We start from the raw sequence: 18,548 nt of genomic DNA, 5'->3' as shown, positions 1-18,548 counted from the left end.
CGGGCCGAAGATCCACTTGGGCAGGCGGCCTTCCTGACCAAGTCAGCTGAGGGCGTGCCCGCGGCATTCTTCCACCGATAAGCGGAAAGTGACCCTTCACACGACAAATGGACAACTCTAACTGGTTAACTCAGGCTTTTTCTACAGACAAAGGGGGATCTTCTATATATAGAAGATCCCCCTTTTCAACATTTGGTAAAACTACACCCATAGGTCCATAGATGCCGATTCTTGAGCCCGTTCAATCCATATCATCCGTGATAATCCCCCACTGCTTGGATTTCAACACAGCTTCCGCTCTTGTCTTCACCTTCAGTTTTTTGAAGATTTCCGTTAAGTTGTACTCAATCGTCCGTGGACTCTTAAAGTAAATCTGAGCGATTTCTCTGTTGCTTTTCCCCTTGGCAACCTCTTTGAGGATTTCCTGTTCTTTCGGCGTAACCGAAACGTCACGTTCAGGCAGCTCATGTTCAGGCGTTTCTTCAACACGGACCTCATTTTTTCTTAGTTGTTCGAGGAGGGAGACGGGAACAATCGCTTTTCCCTTCACCCCGTAACGGATCGCTTCAATCAATTCTTCCCGCGGAGCCGTCTTGCTGATAAACCCCGACGCTCCAGACTCCACTAATGTATTGAAATAAGGACCCACATCATGACCTGTATAGATGAGTACCGGCGAAGTATGTCCTTCAGACCGTACATGTTTGGTCAGCTCGATGCCATTCATCCCTTTCATACGCAGATCGAACAGCAGAATCGAAAAGCTCTGCTCCCTTAAAATCTCCAAAGCCTTCCCAGGGCTGTCTGCAATGGTTACAACCATATCACTCTCTCTTTCAATGATTAATTTGGACCCTTCACCAATAGCCGGATGATCATCCACCAATAATATTGAAACCATTCAACCTCTCCTCTTCTCCAACCTTTTTCCAATCGTTTCCTTTATCCATCCGCCTGAATCAAGATGGCGGCTTCAACTCCTGAACCTTCCTGTGAAAAGAATTCCATACTCCCTCCGAGGCTGTTGACTCTCTGTCTGATTCCCGTTAAGCCCATGCTTTTTGCTGGCGACTTCTGTTGATTATTCTGAACGCCCACTCCATCATCCTTATACGATAACATCACCATATCCCCATCATTCTTCAGTTCAAATTCAATCAAACCGGCCTTCGAATGCTTGGACGCATTATTCAACAGTTCCTGAGCAATGCGATAAAGCGTAAGCGCTTGTTCATCCCCAAGGTCAGCTGTGAAATGGTTATAATGATAGTCAATACGAAAGTCCTCCCGCTGACGGTAATGCTCAATCAAATAGGATAGTGCTTCCACAAAACCTGTTTCCTTTAAAAAAGGAGGGCGCAGAAAGGTGCACGTTTCCCTGATCTGACTGACAACCCCGAGCAAACCTTCCTGTACGTCAGAGAGCTCATCTTTTACATGACGATCCAAGTGTTCCAAGGCTGCTATGTCTTCCACTTTCCGATACCACACCAGCTGTTCCTGAAGAGCAGAATCATGCAGATCGGCGGAAAGTCTTGCTCTTTCCTCTTCCGAAAGCTTAAACATGAACCGGAGCATCCACGAAGGTACACGACGTTCGTCCTGGATCGAACTTTTTAAATCTTCGGTCACCCCTTCGATCAATTGAAAATTTTCATATACGATGCTTGTATATTGAACGATGGTTTTCAGCCAACGCTGCTCATCCTGATTGAACGGCGTCCGGTTGACTTTTTGTTCAATCCATAAAATATCGACCGTATCATGCTTCTCACTAAGCACATACCCTAATCCATCTTCCAATAGAAACGGCATTCCTATGGACAACGACTTTCCTTTATAGGAGATATAAGTCTGAATCAATTGGTAGGGGATGGACTCATCTCCCGCAATCAGATTCATCTCATTTTCTATTTTGTCATAAGAGAAAAGACAGGCATGCTCTACTGGAAGCACCTCTTTGATTTCACGCAGCAGTCTGTCATCCAATTCTTCTTTTTTCAATATTTTTGCTACATCATAGGAAAATCGATCAAGACTTACCTGATAGTTAAACTTGTCTCCAAACAATTTGGAACGGAGAGAAAACTTTTCTTCAAAATAGAAAAACATTATCAATAACCCGTAGGTTAGAATCCCCAGCCTGATCCACTGCAGATCATCCAGATTCGTAAAGAAGACGAGCAGAATCATAACCACAGCCGTCAATAGGAAAGAAATAACCGCGTAGTAACGTAAACGGCTGTTAATAAAGTCGATATCAAATATCCGATCAGTCAGCACGAGGTAAAGAAAAAAGATCGGCAGAAAGATAAGAAATACCGCGGTTACAGGCGCAGGAATCAATTCAACTCCGACAACCGCATTAGGCAGCGCTGTCAGAAAGATAAAAGGAAAAAACGAGACGATGATTCCGAAAATCGCATTTTGAAAAATCGACTTATGTAAGGTTTTCCGAAAAGTCATATAGGAATACAGGAGAACACTCAAACCGAAAAGAATCTCCATGGAAAAAAGAATCAACTGTGTATTGCGGATCACTTCATAGTGCCCCAGCGACATCCAGAAAATGGATAGCGCATCCATAAGAACGACGACCAGATTAATAGAGTAGACCGCAGCCAATAGGCGCTTTTTGATCAAGTGAATCTCGTATTTCAGGAAATATTGATAATGAAAATGCAGAAACAGCACAGGAACCATCATCAAGCTAAAGCTGTTGATTATCCTCGCAATACTATCCGTTCTCGCTGAGGCGCCGGCACTCAAATACCCAATACCAACAGCCAGAAGAAAGGCGATCAGATAAAACGCAATCGGGTCCTCCCGTTTTTTTACATAAACCTGTAAAGAAAACGAAAATAAAACGAAAAATACAACCGTCGGCAGTATGGTATGATAAAGCAGCGTATTATAGTTCACCGGGTTTTGGACCTTATATTCCAACTCAGTTCCTTCTCTCATGACCTTCATCTGGTTAAGGTTACCGATCACCCCGTAGTTTTGAATGGAGTGGTACGTGTCCGCCTCCTGGTGGTTGACTTCAATAACATGATCTCCCGCTTTTATTTTCCGTTGAGCAGCCCAGCCGATCGAATCCACTTTCGTCACGATCAAGGCGCCTTCTTCATTCTTACTGACGTCAATACCTACATACGTTTTCGTCATCGTCACGAAAACTAAATAAAGAGCAACAACAAAGATAAAACTAAAATAAAAGATAAATCTCTTGCTTTTTATTCGAGCCATTCCCATTCCCTTTCTTTTATAACGTCAAAAAAAAGCCAGAGCATCTCTGGCTTTCAGGATCTCTATCATGGATTACTTCCAGTAACACATTCTCCACTCTATGCCCTGGAGATCATCTGATGCTAATACATCAATAAGGGCTTCCTTTTCCACTTCAGAAACACCTGGGAGGTCGGCTTTTCCCTCTTTTACAGCATTCATGAGCGTTGGATTTTGTACAATCTTCTGAACCAATTCAAATAGCATGATTGTTTCCTCCTTATGCAAGATCCATCTTTTATAAATCTTCAATCCTCTTCCTCATTTGTTCCTTCCATTCCTGGCCTGCCTGGAACATGTCCAGCTCCCGGGACGCCTGCCTTTGATGTTTGCGGATCAGCACCTGGATATAGGGTATGACAGCTGACCGGGATACCCACTCAAATAACGGCTGCTTCCTATCTGTGATAAACGATCGATCGACGCGGCCTTCATAGTAATCACGTATCCACCCTGCTTCCTCACTCCTTTCCTGTAAGAGCAGAAATACAGGAAGCGTCCACTTCTTGTTAATGAGATCATTCTTAGAATCAAAACGCACAATGTCCTGCAGGTCATTCACTAATTGAGCCGCAATTCCAAAACTCTCAGCATACAACCGAATTCCTGAAAGGTCTTCATTCTCGCAAAAAGCTGCTCCAGCCATACAGGCACAAGCCATCAGCGAACCGGATTTCCGCTTGATCATCCTCAGAAACTCTTCCTCCGTAGAAGCTGATTCATTCAGGTCTGCGTGCTGGCCATTCACCGCCTGCAGGACCTGCTGATGCATGGCCTGAAGAGCATCCGAAGATGTTTCTTTTTGAAAAGGGGACGCTTGCATCAGCTGCATGCTCAGCATTAAAAACCCCGTCGAAATATTCATGGACGAGGCACTAGAGACCTGACTCCAAGGTTTATCTCCAGCATCTTCATCCTGAAGATCATCCAGGATATCGAGAGCCAGAATTAAAAACTCGATAGCTGCCGATAAAACATACACACCTTCCTGCTTCTCCCTGCTATGGATGTGAAAGTGCAGCTGTGTCAACGGCGAAAAGGAAAACCCTTCTGCTTTCTTATAGGAGATAAAACGCTCGGCCAGTCGGGCAAGGCCGGCTTCGTTCATATGAGTCTTCACCGCTTGAACCATCATGCTGTATAAATGGTCAGGTGAATAACTCGGAAACATTCCCATACGTCACCTCCCTTTCCAAAAAATGTGTCGATATCTGATTGCAAAACAACACTATCACATCCAGAATAAACGTCAAAAGGTAGTAAAGTATTATGTAATTAGATAGAAAATTCTTCCCCCATCTTCCCTTGTGTACGTCCTCCACTCGTTTGTGACGGATTTACTCTCTCATAGGCTTGTGAGGAAATGTTACCTTTTTGTCATACAGATGTAATCCTTTCGTTATAATCAGAGTTTCCTATTCATGCTTGAAAGATGTTTTTCAAATACTCCTTAAACAGCACAGCAGACGTACATCAGTGCCCCACACCTTTAAGCATTCATGAGTGTTTTGTATAGACAAATGATAAGCCGCCTTTACTTATCAGGCTGTCTTTGCTTAACACCATCGAAAGGTTCATTTTCTGACCGCACAAAAGAAACCGCTCTCATTCATATGCGTCTTTTTACACACGCTATTTTCCGTGAACAGGACTATTATAAATTTATGGGAATTAAAAGGGTTTAAATACCCAGTTTGTAATGTGACAATTTATGAAATTTTTTCTAGGACCACCCGTTTTGAAGGCCTATTTACTGTATTTTTACAAAGCACGACTTCTCACATTGACGTGTATCCCGGACAGCCCTCAACATGGACCATTCATAAATGAAACATTGCATCATCGCAGGAAATCCGATATAATCTTTTCAACTATTCAAAATCAATGACAAAGAGAGTAGCCGGCAGGAAGGTCACAGCGAACCGGGGGTGGTGGAAGCCCGGATGTCCTTCTGTCGGTGAACCGGACTTTGGAGATGTTCTTCTGAAACAGAAGTAGGAAGATCCGGGGGCACCCCGTTATCAAATTCAAGCGGCTGATTTATATTCAGCTATAAGAGTGGCACCGCGAGCCCAGGCCTCGTCTCTTTTTTTAGAGACGGGGCCTTTTTATATGGAAAAGGAGGAGTATAGATGGAAAAGCAGATGACAGCACTTCAAATATCTCACATACTCGGAGAGGAATATCCACGCGAATGGGTGGAGTCATTGATAGAGGTCCCGAAAAAAGCATCCTTTGGTGATGTCTCCTTCCCCTGCTTCGCTTTAGCCAAGTCGATGCGTAAAAAACCAGCCATCATTGCCGGCGAAATCGCCACCAGACTGAAACACCCTGTCTTTGATCAGGTGGAGGTCCAGGGTGGTTATATCAACATCTTTTTTGACCGCGCGTTCATTACCGAACATACGTTGAATCAAGTCCTTGAGGACCCTGAAGCTTATGGCAGCCACACCTTTGGGGAGGGGAAAAACGTAGTCTTTGATATGTCCTCTCCGAACATTGCCAAACCCTTCTCCATGGGTCACCTCCGCTCCACCGTCATTGGAAATGCCCTGGCCAATCTTATGGAAAAGTGCGGCTATACTCCCGTAAAGGTCAACTACATCGGAGATTACGGGACACAGTTCGGAAAACTACTGGCCGCCTACACCCGCTGGGGCGATCCAGATGTCGTCGAAGCTGATCCAATCAAGGAACTGACTAAGCTATATGTGACGTTCCACGAAGCTGCCGAGAAAGAACCTTCCCTCATTGAAGAAGGCAGAGAATGGTTCAAGAAGCTGGAAACTCAGGACCCGGAGGCGCTCACCCTTTGGAACTGGTTCCGCGAAGCCTCCCTGAACGAATTCAACACGTTATATGAAATGCTTGGAGTGGATTTTGATTGGACTCGTGGAGAGGCTTATTATACAGACAAAATGGAGCCTGTCATCAAACTTTTGGATAAAAAGGGTCTGTTGGAAACATCAGAAGGAGCGGATGTGGTTCAACTGGGAGATACGATGCCACCATGTCTAATCCGTAAAAGCAACGGTACCACTACCTATGCCACCCGTGATCTCGCTGCCGCCATCGACCGCTACCAGTCTTATCCTTTTGAAAAAAGTCTATATGTTGTTGGCAGTGAACAATCGCTCCACTTTCAGCAGATGAAGCTTGTATTGAAAAAGGCGGGATTTGAGTGGGCAGACCGATTGGAGCATGTCTCGTTCGGGATGATTCTGCAGGATGGAAAAAAGATGTCTACGAGAAAAGGGAAGACGATTTTGTTGGAAGAAGCCCTGGAGGAAGCCGTAGCCCAGGCGCTCCTGAATATGAAAGAGAAAAATCCGAACCTCACGAACCCTGAAGAAACAGCGCGCCAGGTCGGAGTTGGAGCCGTGATTTTTCACGATTTAAAGCAGGATCGACGTCATGACATTGAATTTTCTCTCGAGGATATGCTTACCTTTGAAGGAAATACCGGTCCTTATCTGCAGTACACCCATGCCCGTGCATGCTCGCTTTTACGTAAAGGCAGCTTTTCGGCAGAAACTCCGCAGCCGGCTGGTGACGACCCTGAAGCCTGGCCTTTAGTGAAAGCGGTCCGTGCATTTCCGGAAATGACTCAAACGGCCTGCTCGACCAATGATCCGTCTAAAATTGCCCGTTACCTGCTGGACCTTGCCCGAACGTTCAATCACTATTATGCCAAATCAAAAATTCTCGGCTCCCCTTCCCAACAGGAACGCCTGACGCTCGTTTATGCATTTACCGTCGTGCTGAAGGAAGGGCTGCGTCTGCTTGGAATGGCTGCACCAGAACATATGTAAATCAGGAACATTTCCAACATCCGCCCGCTTTCTATTATAATGAAGGTAAGACTTTAATCAGGGGGCGGATGTTCAATGTATCCTTTGTACTATGCCATCATCATTGTTTTGTCGATTACCGCTTTGGTCGGTACGGTTGTCATTGCCAAAAACATGGACAAGTCAGAAAACCAGCTGAGCCCGGAAGAGGATCTGCAGCACTTGAAATCCGATAATAAAGACCAAGGCAGCATTCCTTTACTTTCCACGATCTACGCGATCACTTTTGTAATCACTATTATTCTTATCTGGATTTTTATTTTCTAGGGCCTGTTCCACTCACCATCAGGTCCTTTTTCCAGTGCCATGCTTTTCCTAACCCCCGTTATCCACTGCCTACGCTTTTTCCCCATAGGAAATGATATGGCCCCAAGCTTTGCAGTCCTTGTATTCCCCTTCCTCTGCGCATTGACTATTTTTTACATAATTTGCGTAGAATGCACACATACTCTATTTAAAAACATGTTATCTTTCAAGCAGGTCTATGAATATCCTAATAACAGAATGGTCACAGCTGCTTGGATGGAGAACGGTTTCACGGCAGGACAATCAGGGATTACCCAAGGAGGAAAAAGGGAATACACTTATCCCCCACACTCCACTGCCTAGAAATAAAAAAGGAGATGGCAAATGTGCACCAGCCCGATTTGTTTCAAAACCTCACGCATAAAAAAATGGGATTTCCAGAAGTGTTCTCACATATTTTAACATTTATGAAACGGGAGCCTGTCGGGAATTACCGTTTGATGGTAGGAACAGATTCACAAGTTCACCCATCCCGCACGCTGTTTATTACCGGAGTTGTCATTCAACGGGTAGGAAAAGGAGCCTGGGCCTGTTATCGCAAAGAAGTCATCCCCAGGGAAATGACTACCCTGCATGAGCGGATTTCCTATGAAACGTCTTTAACAGAGCGGGTCGCCTTCCTTTTTACAGAAGAACGAAAAAATGAGTTGATTGATATCGTCCTTCCTCACATCTACAAAGGTGCGACATTTACAATGGAAGGACACATTGATATAGGTTCCGGTGATCGGAACCGGACAAGAGTCTATGTAAATGAAATGGTGGCGAGGATTGAATCCCTTGGTATGGAACCAAAAATCAAGCCGGACTCGATTGCCGCCAGCAGCTATGCGAACCGATATACCAAATAACCTCCCTAAGGTTGTTTGAAGGAGAGGAGCATTTTATGTATCAAAAGGCTGTGACATCCCTCGTTCTGGGCATCATGTCCATCTTCCTTCCTCTAGCCGGATTAATTACAGGCATCATCGGCATCGTGATGGCCAATGCCTTCTTACGCAGCGAAGAGGAGGAAAAAGAAAGCGGCCGTCACTTTGCGACAGCAGGAAAAATCTGTTCCATCATTGGCATCTGCATCCAGGTCAGTGTCCTGCTGATGCTGGCAGCCGGCTTCTACCTTTTCGGATTTTTCCACTCATAAAAAACGCCCTCCACATACATGGAGGACGTCTTTTTGGACTTATGCGTTTACTTTTTTCAGCTCTTGGAGAACTTCAGAAGGTTCCGCACGGTCTTTATAGTCAGATTTTGTATATTCGTATACAACCGTACCATCTGTATCAATGATGTAGGTAGCGGATACTGGAAGCGTCCAGGAATCGTCTCCATTATGCTTGTCTACATTCAATCCTTTATCCTTATACACATCTACAAGATAATCCGGAAGCTCATAAACAAGGTTGAACTGCTGAGCAACTTTGTTTCCAACATCACTCAATACGTGATAATCCAGGTCGTTTTTCTCCTGAGTAGTCATGGATTGATCCGGCGTCTGCGGGCTGATGGCAATCAGCTGAGCTCCTTCATTGTGGATATCATCCATGATTTCCTGATACGCACGCAGCTCCATGTTGCAGTAAGGGCACCAGCCGCCGCGGTAGAAAGTTACGATAGCAGGACCCTGCTTCAGCTGTTCGGACAGCTGAACCTGACCGCCTTTGGCATCTGGAAGGATGAAGTCCGGGGCTTTTTCTCCTTTGGAAAGACCGTTCCCCTCTTCAGAGGCTTCCAATTCATTAATGGCGTCGCTCATTTTGTCCTGAACTTCCTGGGAAGCATTCTGTTTGAATTTCTCGATGTATTGGTCAAATTGTCTGCGCATATCTGTCGTCATTTGAAAAACTCCTTTATGATCAATTTCACTCTTCATTATACGAAGAATCCTCTTCTTCATAAAATGAAACGTCTTGTCTCGTTAGAATTAGGGCTAAACTCACAGCAAGAATACCTGCACTTAATTTGCCCACGATCACCGGAAGTATCATATCCGGCTGGACGCCGGCCACAAACGCGAAGTGGCTTCCGAATACAAATGCCCCGCTGACTGCAAAGGCCGCATTGACCGTCTTCCCTCTATCGTCCATGTCCTTCATGACGGCAAGCATCGGCAAATGATGGGCAAGCGATGCGATGAACCCTGTCATCGATACTGCATTCATCCCGAGACGTCTTCCCGCACGGGTGAGCACTTTTTCGCCGTGCCTGCTGATAAACGCCACCAGCGGATAAGCCCCTGCAAGTGTGACAGTAATTTTACCGACGATGAGGATCCCTTCCGATAAGGGAGCCATGCCGGGGAGAACTGTTATGCCTGTTAACGTTTCAATAATGATAAGAGCAAGCCCTGAAATAATAATGATTTCGACCGCTTTGCCGAAGTAGGAAAACAGACGTATGGTCAAGGCTGTGAAGAGCCAGAGACCGGCGGCGATAAAAAGGGATAGAACCATGGCCGGAAGCAGATTTCTAAGCATCCACCCCGTTTCATAGCCGGCTGTCCACCCGCCGATGAAACAGCCGATCGGAATCGTCACCATTCCTGCGAGAATTCCCTTCGCGAAAAAAGGATGATCCTTTTTCGCTACAACGGTCAAGGCAACTGGAATGGTAAACACAAGCGTAGGGCCCATCATCGTCCCAAGCAGAGCCCACGAAAAAACAGCCGCTTCTTTGTCTGCCGCGAGCGATTCCGCCAAAGGATAAGCCCCCATGTCAATGGCAAGCAGCATAGAAGCAAACATAGAAGGATCCGCTCCAACAGCCTGGAACAAGGGAGTGACGACCGGCGCGAGCCATCTGGACAGCACCGGGGCGAGAGAGATGATCCCCACCATAGACAAGGCCAGTGGACCCATCATCATAAAGGCTTCATAAAACCGCCATCCTAAGGCAAGGCGGTGATTCAATATGTAGTAATCAAGAGCTCCAAGAACCATAAAGGCGCACATAACTATAAGAATGATGTCATTCAACACAGGCTCCCCTCCTCTCTCCATCTCCTTCATTCTAGTGAACTTTCTCCCATAAAAAAAGCCTGTGTTAACCAGTTAGAGTTGTCCATTTGTCGTGTAAAGGGTCACATTCCGCTTATCTGTGGATGAATGCCGCGGGCATCACCACCGAACGCTTCTCGTGTACGCAGGTTCGCAGATTCAAAAGAACGGCATGGGCTGCGCTATGGCCGCTTGCGTGGAAAAAAAGGGGAAGGAACAGTCGCTGATGACGGCTGGCTGCAGGAATATGAAAAAGACTCTCCTCCATCCAGCAAGGATGATCTGGGTGAAGGAGAGTCTTTTTCGATGTTAAAGAACGCCCAAGGAGCGGGGCCCCTTCCACTCCTGCGGAAAGCACGGGCGCTCGTCCGCGGAAAGGGAAGGGGCTTTCGCTCCTGGCGGTAAAAAAGAAAAAAAGCTTGTAAAGAAACAGAGGTTTCTCTACAAGCTGATCCCCTCAGTGAGGGACTTTTCATCAGCCGATGGAGCAGGCCGCAGAGCCATGTTTTTGAATGTATTTCTGGTGATGCTCTTCCGCTTCAAAGAAGGAAGAAGCCTCTTCCACTTGTGTAGCGATCGGACGCTTAAAGACGCCCTTGGCACTCCATTCACTGATTTTCTCTTCTGCAATGTACTTCTGGCTTGCATCTGTATAGAAGATCACTGAACGGTATTGATGTCCTACATCAATACCCTGACGGTTTACCTGTGTCGGGTCATGGGCTTCAAAAAAGATATTGACCAGTTTTGCATACGTAATCACAGCAGGGTTGTATTCGATGCGGACGGCTTCCGCATGACCGGTATCCCCCTGCTTCACTTCTTCATAGGAAGGATTTTCGAGATGTCCTCCGATATAACCAACGATTGTGCCCGTTACCCCTTCGAATTTCTCAAAAAATGCTTCTACTCCCCAAAAACACCCTGCGCCGAAAATTGCTGTTGCCATATCTACATCTTCCCTTTCCTTTAACGCAACTTCTATCGAGAGCCATGACGGGCATGCTGATATGCAAAAAACCCCTTTTCTTATCCACATAAGAAAAGGGGTTCGTATCAATCCGTACGATCCTCTCATCTCTTAGGATGGTATTCATCCTACAGGAATTGGCACCGTTCTCGTCAATCCGTGGATTGATTCGATGGTTGCCGGGCATCAAAGGGCCAGTCCCTCCGCCTCTCTGGATAAGAAGTTTCCGTTATTTATTTAATGTTGATTATCATCATACTACGTTTCAGTAACGAAGTAAAGGATGAATGATGATTCTTTTTGTATCATCATTGTATTCACACTTTAGCATGACTATGCCAGTCCACGCAAAAGAAAAGACTTACTGGCTGCCTGTTGTATCTATTTCTTCATACGGCTGGACGATGACAAAACCTTCTCCTTCGAACTGCATTTGGATAGATTCCCCGCTCCCCCGTCCAATAAACGTTTTGAAGCTCACATCCGTCTTGAAATTCGGCTCCAAATGTCCGGACCAGGCCACGGTTGCATGCGGGTCTGTAATGACCGGCTCTCCGGGGCGTACGAGCAGTGTCAGTGGTTCGTAATGGGAGGTGATAGCCACACGCCCGCTGCCATTCAAGGTCACGTTAAACAGACCGCCGGAAACCATCCCGGCCACTTTTTTCATCAGCTTGATATCCCAGTCGATGCTCGGCTCAAAGGCGAGAAGATCGTTACCGTTGACTGTGATGGTTTCATTATCCAAGTCAAAAATCGTAATCTTTTTCCCCTGATCAGCGAGGTACAAACGCCCGCGCCCTGTCGCTTTCATCAGTGAACTGCCCTCTCCCGTCAACGCTTTCTTGAACATTTTTCCTACGCCGTGCTCCAGAATCCCTTCCCTCTCAAACTTGATATCCCCATTATAGGAAATCATGGCCCCGGATTTCGCCCAGACCTGATCCAACAGGTTCACCTCGAGAATACGCGGGGTTTCCAGCTCGAAATAATCATTTTCTGAATCATCCTGTTTCGTGGCCCTGATAAACTCTTCAATCGAATAATCTGACATGACAGATTCCTCCTTATATGTAGGTTATAGTTCTATACCACACCAAGGGGTGGGTTAGACCATTCATGAAACCTTTGTCTATGGTTTTACGTTTACGAAAGAGGAAAGGTTTCATCACCACCTGCCAGGGGAATGGTCATTTTATTTGATCTATGCAAACAACCTAAGGACGAGGAGGACCTGTTTATGTATGGTCTTGATGAGAAAAGAAAACAGCTGCTGGAGTATGCTCATTCCATCTCTGACGAAAAGGCAGCACGAAAGCCCGGGGAAGGAAAATGGTCGGTCCTGGAAATTCTGGAGCACCTGTACCTGATGGAACAACTTGTCGTCTACCAGATCAAGCAGGCAATAAAGCAGGGAGATATCCAGCAGACTTCCGAAAAACCGATCCACCGGACGACGGAAAGGCATTACAAGGTGGAAGCCCCTGAGTCCGTCCGGCCTGAAGGTACGTTCCAAACGATTGCAGAAGCCGAGGATGGATTGAAAAAAACAAGGGAAGCCACGTTATTCCTCATCCATAACAAAGATGAAGAAACATTGAAGAACCGCGTGTTTCCACACCCCGCTTTCGGAGACATGGACTTGACCCAGTGGATTGAATTCATTGGCTGGCACGAACTCCGCCACCTTGATCAAATGAAAGAAACAGTGGAAGCTTTATAAACCTGAAAAAAAAGACAGAGAAGTAAATCTCTGAGCTTTCAGTTGCAAGAAATCCTGTTTTTTATCGTGCGTCCAGGAACGCAGACCACTCCCTTTCGGCGGATAAGTGGAACGTGACCAAGCAAACAACGTACAGGTCTACTGGATGACAAGTCCTTGTCTACAGTTAAAAAGCGCAGAGACGAATCTCTGCGCTTTTTCTATCTTTGGTTTTCCTATTATTTTTCAGGTTTCATTTCTTCGCCGTTTTTTCCGGTGTAACGGAGACCCCATCCCGTCCATGCTGCAATCAGCATAACAATCAGCAGGAGCCATCCTTGGAAGACATAAGGGAATACTTCACCAGGGGAAACGACTGGTAGGAAGTCATACTTGTCTGCCGCTCCCTGAACCGTGGCCCAGGCAAGCAGGACACCACCACTCCAAGGGAAAATATAACCTAAGGAAGAGGTCACTGTATCTAGGAAGTTGGCCCGCCGGTATGGATGGATATTCAATTCCTTCCCGATTTTCCTCACAAACGGAGCCGCTGCAATTTCAGCTGCTGTGTTGATTGTGATGAAGACATTCAAGAAAGCCACGATACCAAAAATGGCCAGTTCAGCTCTGCGGACTACACCATTGATGATGCGGAGGAAGAAGTTCTTAATCACTTCCATCGTCCCCCCTACTTCAAGCATGTAAGCCGCCGCAAGAATGAACAAGATTAAAATAGCCATATTGAAATATCCGCTGATTCCATCAATAAGGGCCCCTTCAATAACAGGGTCCCCCGCTTCATTAAAATGAATATACAGCACTTCCTTTAAGGATAGGCCACTCAAATATATGAAAACAACAGATGCAAGGATCCCCCATGATAAGGAGGTCAGAAGATGCTGGCCTCTCAGCGCCAGTACAAGAACGAGTACAAATGGCACCAGCATCAACAGACCGTTGGGAGACACCTGGCTCTGCAGGTCATTGACTACCTGCTGGCTCCCTTGTTCCCCACCGCCGCCGAAAACAGTGAAAAGAATCATTGCCGGAATAGCAGCCGCCATGGAGTATTTAAAACGGGAACGGACCACTCCAGGTACATCCGCTTCCTGTGTCGTTGCAGAAACGATCGTTGTGTCAGAAACAGGCGCCAGGTTATCACCGAACACGGCTCCACTTAAAATTGCTGCAACAAGCAGCACAGGATCCGCTCCTAAAATGACACCAGCTGGATACATAAGCACACCGAACGTGGCTACCGTACCGTACCCGGTTCCTACAGCTGTGGAAAATAAGCCGGCAAGCAGGAACGTAATACCGACAAAAGCTCCGCCTTCCAGCCCGGTTTGGAAGCCGAACCATATCAGACCATCCACCAGTCCTCCGGCGGACAGCATATTTGCAAACATGCCGGCCCAGAACCAGGCAATGATCGAAACGATCCCCACTGGCTGAGCCATCCCTGTAATCAGACTCTGCGCATAATCTGACCACTTCGATTTAGTAAAGAACAGCCCGAGGCCGATTCCAATCACAATGCCTAAAACAAGTCCCTGCTCTGTAACAAGACCAGCCACACTTAAGACAATCGCCCATATGATAAAGAAGACCAAAGGAATCGTTGCAGCAAATACCCCGCCATGGAATTCCAGGCGTTTGATTTCTTTTTCCCCTAAGGCTTCATCGATGACTTCTTCATTTCTTCCCTCTTGATCTGCCATCTGATTCCCTCCTCAAAAATTACTTAACCTTGTATAGTTTACCACCTGATATGATGGAATATAAACAGCTGAATTGTTACCACTTTAAAGCAGGGCAGGGAATGTACTGGAAAGCACAGAAACCTCTTTTCCCTAATAAAATTTAAACGGACCATTGTTTATAAAGGAGTTTATTTATGAAATTAAGGCATGCAAGGTTGGAAGATTTTGAAACGATCAGTCAATGGATTGGAACAAAGGACGAGCTCAAACAATGGAGCGGCTCTGGTTTTGAGCACCCTCTCTCCTTGAAGCAGTGGGAGAAATACTTGAATGAGGAGGACCGTCAATCGTTCACAGCCTTGTTGGAGGACAGCCCGGCCGGACACATTTCCATCGGCCGCATCGAACGTCTTAAAACAGGAAGAATCGGTCGTGTGATTACAAATCCCGATCACCGCGGAAAAAAGGTTGCCACCCAGATGCTGCGTGAAGTCACAACCTACGCCTTCGACCGACTTCATCTAAAGACCGTCACCTTAGGCGTTTTCGCCTTCAACACCCCGGCTATCCGCGTATATGAAAAAGCGGGATTCTCATTCAAAGAACAAGATAAAAATAAGGAAATGGAGGACACCCATCCCTGGCACACACTGGAAATGGTCCTCTCCAAAAATGAATGGAAAAATTAGCGGATGTTTCCATATCATTTATATCTTTGTTTTCTGCTGTAAAAAAAATTAAAATAGAAAAGAGGGTTCTTTACTCAGAGCATAAGGCAGCGCTTACATGTCTATAACCAGCACACTTTACGAAAGCATGCCTTCCACCTCGCTGCTTCCATATAAAAGCACAGGCTCCTGCTGAACATTTGACTATACAAATAATTCTGATAATATTATGAAGCACAATACTATCCATTTTACAGATCTGACAGGAAGGTGAAATTGTGACAACGCTTAACAGTACGAACGACCACACGACTCCCCTGAGGAGAGATATCCGATCCCTTGGACAAATGCTTGGAAACATCCTTGTCCATCACGGCGGTGAAGAATTATTAAATAAAGTAGAAACCATCCGCCAGCTGACCAAAGACTTACGACAAAACCCTGAACAGCATACTTATAAACAGCTGAAACAAGAAATCCAGAGCCTCGAGCCGCCTATGCGCTCGCAGGTCACCCGCGCATTCTCCATCTATTTCCATCTTGTGAATATCGCTGAGCAGAACCACAGAATCCGCAGAAGAAGAGAATATCAACTCCGTGAAGATCATGGGGCGCAGCCTTTTTCATTGGAAAGTGCCGTGATTAACTTGAAAAACAACAACTTTTCGAAAGAGTTGATTCAGGATGTGCTCCACGATCTTTCCCTTGAATTGATCATTACCGCACACCCGACGGAAGCAACCAAGAGAACCGTGCTTGAAATCCAGAAACGGATTGCTGCAATCCTTCAAAAGCTTGATCACCCGCAGCTCACAAAAGGAGAACGCGAAAGTCTTCAGGACAGCCTCCAGAACGAGGTGACGGTTCTATGGCAGACGGATGAACTCCGTGAACGCAAGCCGACCGTCATGGATGAAGTACGGAATGGATTGTACTACTTCGATCAGACCTTGTTTGATGTTCTTCCTGATATTCATCAGGAGCTTGAAAATCGACTGGAAGATCATTTCCCTGGAGAAGACTGGGACGTACCGAATTTCCTCAAATTCGGATCCTGGATTGGTGGAGACCGTGACGGAAACCCTAACGTGACTCCTGAAATCACTTGGGAAACGCTTGAGAAACAACGGCAGCTGGCTTTAAAGAAATATGACCAGGTGCTTGTGGAGCTGATGAAACGATTCAGCCACTCTTCGACACAAGTGACCGTGACCGAAGCTCTGAAACAATCGATCGAGGAGCAGGAACCTCTTCTTTCTGAAGAAAAGAGATGGCGGGATGACCGGGAAATCTATCGCCGGAAGTTTGCCATCATCCTTGAACGGCTGCGTCAGGTAGGCCGGTCTGAGATTGGTTACAAGGATGCAGATGAACTGCATGAGGACCTCCTCCTTATTCAAGAAAGCGCCCAGACCCATCAGCCGAACCGCGGCGAACTGAAGAAATTGAGAAAGTTGATCCGTCAGGTGGAAATGTTCGGCTTCCATCTCGCTACCCTGGACATCCGTAATCACAGCGGAGAGCATGAAGCTGCGGTTACCGAGCTGCTCCGTAAGGTTGGAATTGAAGAGGACTATTCAGCTCTCTCTGAAGAGCGGAAGCTGGCCGTTCTTCAGGATGTATTGAAGGACCCACGTCCGATTTCCCTGCTGAACGAGGATTATTCAGAGTCCACCCAGCAGATGCTGACCGTTTTCCAAATGATCCGTAAAGCTCACCTGGAGTTCGGTAAACGCTCCATTGAAGTTTACTTGATCAGTCATACAGAAGCCGCAAGTGATCTTCTGGAAGTTCTTGTCCTTGCTAAAGAGGCAGGTATTTACAGACTTCACGCCGACGGCACTGTGGAAAGCAACATCAATGTTGCCCCGCTGCTGGAAACCGTGGACGATCTCGTTGCCGGACCTGAGATTCTTAAAACTGTATTTGATATGGACATATACAGCCGTCACTTGAAAAAGCGCGGCAGCTCACAGGAAATTATGCTCGGATATTCCGACGGCAGTAAAGATGGTGGAACACTCACGGCCAACTGGCGTCTGTACAAGGCTCAGCAGGAAATCCGTGAAATGGCCGAGGATTATGGTATCGGTCTCAAGTTCTTCCATGGCCGAGGCGGCTCATTAGGCCGCGGAGGCGGACCATTGAACCGCAGCCTGCTGTCACAGCCTGCTGAAACCCTTGGTGAAGGAGTGAAAATCACCGAACAAGGAGAAGTGCTTTCTTCCCGTTATCTGCTTCGTGACATTGCTTACCGAAGTCTGGAACAGGCAGCCTCCACTCTTGTGGAAGGAGCGGCCAATGTCTCGAAGGAATCAGAGCAGGGCCACCATCGTGAAGACACATGGGAACAGGCCATCGAAGAAATTTCCGAAGTATCTCTTAAAAAATACCAGGACCTTGTCTTCGGCGACCCTGAATTTCTTACGTACTTCAATGAAGCCACACCGCTTCAAGAAATCAGCGGCCTGAATATAGGTTCACGCCCAATGAAGCGTAAGGACAGCTCCAAGTTTGAAAATCTGCGCGCCATTCCTTGGGTCTTTGCCTGGACACAGAACCGTCAGCTTCTCCCTGCCTGGTACGCCTCAGGATCTGGTCTCGCTTATTATGCCGATCAGGGCAGCGAACAACTTGAACAACTGCAGCAGATGTATGAAAACTGGCCGTTCTTCCGTTCAACCATCAATAACTTACAGATGGCCTTGACGAAAGCCGACATTCAAACGGCTCGTGAGTATACCCAGCTTGTCCAGGATGAAAAGATCGGAAAACGCATCTTCAATGAAGTCGTTGAAGAATATGAGCGTACGAAAGAAATCCTCCTCCGGATTACAGGGGATGATGAACTGTTGAATCACCAGCCGACGATCAAGGAATCCGTCCGTCTGAGAAATCCTTACGTCGATCCATTGAACTTCCTGCAGGTGGAGTTGATTAAAGAGCTCCGCAAGGAAGAAGATCCAAACGATGAAATTCTAACAGAAGTACTGTTGACGATCAGTGGAATCGCTGCAGGACTTCGTAATACAGGTTGATCAACAAAACTGCCGGCCAAGCGCCGGCA

Annotated in this window: 16 protein-coding genes, 1 riboswitch and 1 other annotated feature; of the genes, 7 read left to right on the top strand and 9 right to left on the bottom strand. The window is 46.5% G+C overall.

What is annotated here, in order from left to right; genetic code table 11:
• Positions 1-241: 241 nt before the first annotated feature.
• The 4 genes from QMA39_RS15090 to QMA39_RS15075 form a co-directional block, all read right to left on the bottom strand.
• Complete coding sequence (locus QMA39_RS15090) at positions 242-901, bottom strand: response regulator transcription factor (protein WP_281659220.1); 660 nt, start codon at positions 899-901, stop codon at positions 242-244.
• 41 nt (positions 902-942) lie between these two features.
• Positions 943-3,249: an ATP-binding protein gene (locus QMA39_RS15085; protein ID WP_281659219.1), complete on the bottom strand. Its 2,307-nt coding sequence runs from the start codon at positions 3,247-3,249 to the stop codon at positions 943-945.
• A 72-nt stretch (positions 3,250-3,321) separates the two neighbouring features.
• A complete protein-coding gene (comX, locus tag QMA39_RS15080; RefSeq protein WP_206934108.1) occupies positions 3,322-3,495 on the bottom strand; it encodes a competence pheromone ComX in 174 nt (57 codons plus the stop codon).
• A gap of 31 nt (positions 3,496-3,526) precedes the next feature.
• The gene (locus tag QMA39_RS15075; RefSeq protein ID WP_206934105.1) at positions 3,527-4,465 is read right to left on the bottom strand and encodes a polyprenyl synthetase family protein; all 939 of its coding nucleotides are present in this window, start codon (positions 4,463-4,465) and stop codon (positions 3,527-3,529) included.
• A 698-nt stretch (positions 4,466-5,163) separates the two neighbouring features.
• Positions 5,164-5,378 (top strand) — a binding site (T-box leader).
• A 42-nt stretch (positions 5,379-5,420) separates the two neighbouring features.
• Between QMA39_RS15075 and argS the strand changes: the two genes are divergently transcribed.
• From argS to QMA39_RS15055, 4 genes are all read left to right on the top strand, one after another.
• Positions 5,421-7,100 carry an arginine--tRNA ligase gene (gene argS / locus QMA39_RS15070; RefSeq protein ID WP_281659218.1) on the top strand — a complete coding sequence of 560 codons (1,680 nt, stop codon included), beginning with the start codon at positions 5,421-5,423 and terminating at the stop codon, positions 7,098-7,100.
• A 75-nt stretch (positions 7,101-7,175) separates the two neighbouring features.
• Positions 7,176-7,406, top strand: coding sequence for a hypothetical protein (locus QMA39_RS15065; RefSeq protein ID WP_206934101.1), 231 nt, complete (start codon positions 7,176-7,178; stop codon positions 7,404-7,406).
• Positions 7,407-7,762: 356 nt separating this feature from the next.
• On the top strand, positions 7,763-8,296 hold the full coding sequence (locus QMA39_RS15060; protein ID WP_281659217.1) for a ribonuclease H-like YkuK family protein: 534 nt from the start codon (positions 7,763-7,765) through the stop codon (positions 8,294-8,296).
• A gap of 35 nt (positions 8,297-8,331) precedes the next feature.
• Positions 8,332-8,586: a DUF4190 domain-containing protein gene (locus QMA39_RS15055; RefSeq protein WP_035532536.1), complete on the top strand. Its 255-nt coding sequence runs from the start codon at positions 8,332-8,334 to the stop codon at positions 8,584-8,586.
• 39 nt (positions 8,587-8,625) lie between these two features.
• Here the strand turns inward: QMA39_RS15055 and QMA39_RS15050 are convergent, their stop codons facing one another.
• From QMA39_RS15050 to QMA39_RS15035, 4 genes are all read right to left on the bottom strand, one after another.
• Entirely contained in the window at positions 8,626-9,279 is a 654-nt protein-coding gene (locus QMA39_RS15050; RefSeq protein ID WP_027956222.1) for a peroxiredoxin-like family protein, read from the bottom strand.
• 25 nt (positions 9,280-9,304) lie between these two features.
• Positions 9,305-10,420, bottom strand: a complete 1,116-nt coding sequence (eutH, locus tag QMA39_RS15045) for an ethanolamine utilization protein EutH (RefSeq protein WP_280513313.1) — start codon at positions 10,418-10,420, stop codon at positions 9,305-9,307.
• A 493-nt stretch (positions 10,421-10,913) separates the two neighbouring features.
• Positions 10,914-11,387: a peptide-methionine (S)-S-oxide reductase MsrA gene (gene msrA / locus QMA39_RS15040; RefSeq protein WP_281659216.1), complete on the bottom strand. Its 474-nt coding sequence runs from the start codon at positions 11,385-11,387 to the stop codon at positions 10,914-10,916.
• Positions 11,388-11,509: 122 nt separating this feature from the next.
• Positions 11,510-11,630, bottom strand: a riboswitch (SAM riboswitch).
• A gap of 139 nt (positions 11,631-11,769) precedes the next feature.
• Positions 11,770-12,462 (bottom strand): AIM24 family protein, encoded by a 693-nt coding sequence (locus QMA39_RS15035; protein ID WP_281659215.1) that lies wholly within the window; start codon positions 12,460-12,462, stop codon positions 11,770-11,772.
• A 186-nt stretch (positions 12,463-12,648) separates the two neighbouring features.
• Here QMA39_RS15035 and QMA39_RS15030 point away from each other — a divergent pair, with 186 nt between their 5' ends.
• Positions 12,649-13,131, top strand: coding sequence for a DinB family protein (locus tag QMA39_RS15030; RefSeq protein ID WP_027956226.1), 483 nt, complete (start codon positions 12,649-12,651; stop codon positions 13,129-13,131).
• Between the two features lie 218 nt (positions 13,132-13,349).
• On the opposite strand, the gene QMA39_RS15025 is transcribed toward QMA39_RS15030, so the two are convergent.
• The gene (locus QMA39_RS15025; protein WP_281659214.1) at positions 13,350-14,831 is read right to left on the bottom strand and encodes a Na+/H+ antiporter NhaC family protein; all 1,482 of its coding nucleotides are present in this window, start codon (positions 14,829-14,831) and stop codon (positions 13,350-13,352) included.
• A gap of 176 nt (positions 14,832-15,007) precedes the next feature.
• Between QMA39_RS15025 and QMA39_RS15020 the strand changes: the two genes are divergently transcribed.
• Entirely contained in the window at positions 15,008-15,502 is a 495-nt protein-coding gene (locus QMA39_RS15020) for a GNAT family protein (RefSeq protein WP_027956228.1), read from the top strand.
• 257 nt (positions 15,503-15,759) lie between these two features.
• A complete protein-coding gene (ppc, locus tag QMA39_RS15015; protein WP_281659213.1) occupies positions 15,760-18,519 on the top strand; it encodes a phosphoenolpyruvate carboxylase in 2,760 nt (919 codons plus the stop codon).
• Positions 18,520-18,548: the final 29 nt, after the last annotated feature.

The sequence above is a fragment of the Halobacillus sp. Cin3 genome (assembly GCF_947311855.1).
GTDB classification, from domain to species: Bacteria; Bacillota; Bacilli; order Bacillales; family Halobacillaceae; genus Halobacillus; species Halobacillus kuroshimensis.
Note: the sequence above shows the minus strand (reverse complement) of the source record. Positions and strands in the feature narration are given on the sequence as shown.

Coding starts and splice junctions, on each gene's coding strand:
- QMA39_RS15025 (WP_281659214.1), bottom strand. CDS start 14,831: ATGGCAGATCAAGAGGGAAGAAATGAAGAAGTCATCGATGAAGCCTTA.
- QMA39_RS15065 (WP_206934101.1), top strand. CDS start 7,176: ATGTATCCTTTGTACTATGCCATCATCATTGTTTTGTCGATTACCGCT.
- comX (WP_206934108.1), bottom strand. CDS start 3,495: ATGCTATTTGAATTGGTTCAGAAGATTGTACAAAATCCAACGCTCATG.
- QMA39_RS15090 (WP_281659220.1), bottom strand. CDS start 901: ATGGTTTCAATATTATTGGTGGATGATCATCCGGCTATTGGTGAAGGG.
- QMA39_RS15035 (WP_281659215.1), bottom strand. CDS start 12,462: ATGTCAGATTATTCGATTGAAGAGTTTATCAGGGCCACGAAACAGGAT.
- QMA39_RS15020 (WP_027956228.1), top strand. CDS start 15,008: ATGAAATTAAGGCATGCAAGGTTGGAAGATTTTGAAACGATCAGTCAA.
- QMA39_RS15055 (WP_035532536.1), top strand. CDS start 8,332: ATGTATCAAAAGGCTGTGACATCCCTCGTTCTGGGCATCATGTCCATC.
- msrA (WP_281659216.1), bottom strand. CDS start 11,387: ATGGCAACAGCAATTTTCGGCGCAGGGTGTTTTTGGGGAGTAGAAGCA.
- QMA39_RS15075 (WP_206934105.1), bottom strand. CDS start 4,465: ATGGGAATGTTTCCGAGTTATTCACCTGACCATTTATACAGCATGATG.
- argS (WP_281659218.1), top strand. CDS start 5,421: ATGGAAAAGCAGATGACAGCACTTCAAATATCTCACATACTCGGAGAG.
- QMA39_RS15030 (WP_027956226.1), top strand. CDS start 12,649: ATGTATGGTCTTGATGAGAAAAGAAAACAGCTGCTGGAGTATGCTCAT.
- QMA39_RS15050 (WP_027956222.1), bottom strand. CDS start 9,279: ATGACGACAGATATGCGCAGACAATTTGACCAATACATCGAGAAATTC.
- QMA39_RS15060 (WP_281659217.1), top strand. CDS start 7,763: ATGGCAAATGTGCACCAGCCCGATTTGTTTCAAAACCTCACGCATAAA.
- QMA39_RS15085 (WP_281659219.1), bottom strand. CDS start 3,249: ATGGCTCGAATAAAAAGCAAGAGATTTATCTTTTATTTTAGTTTTATC.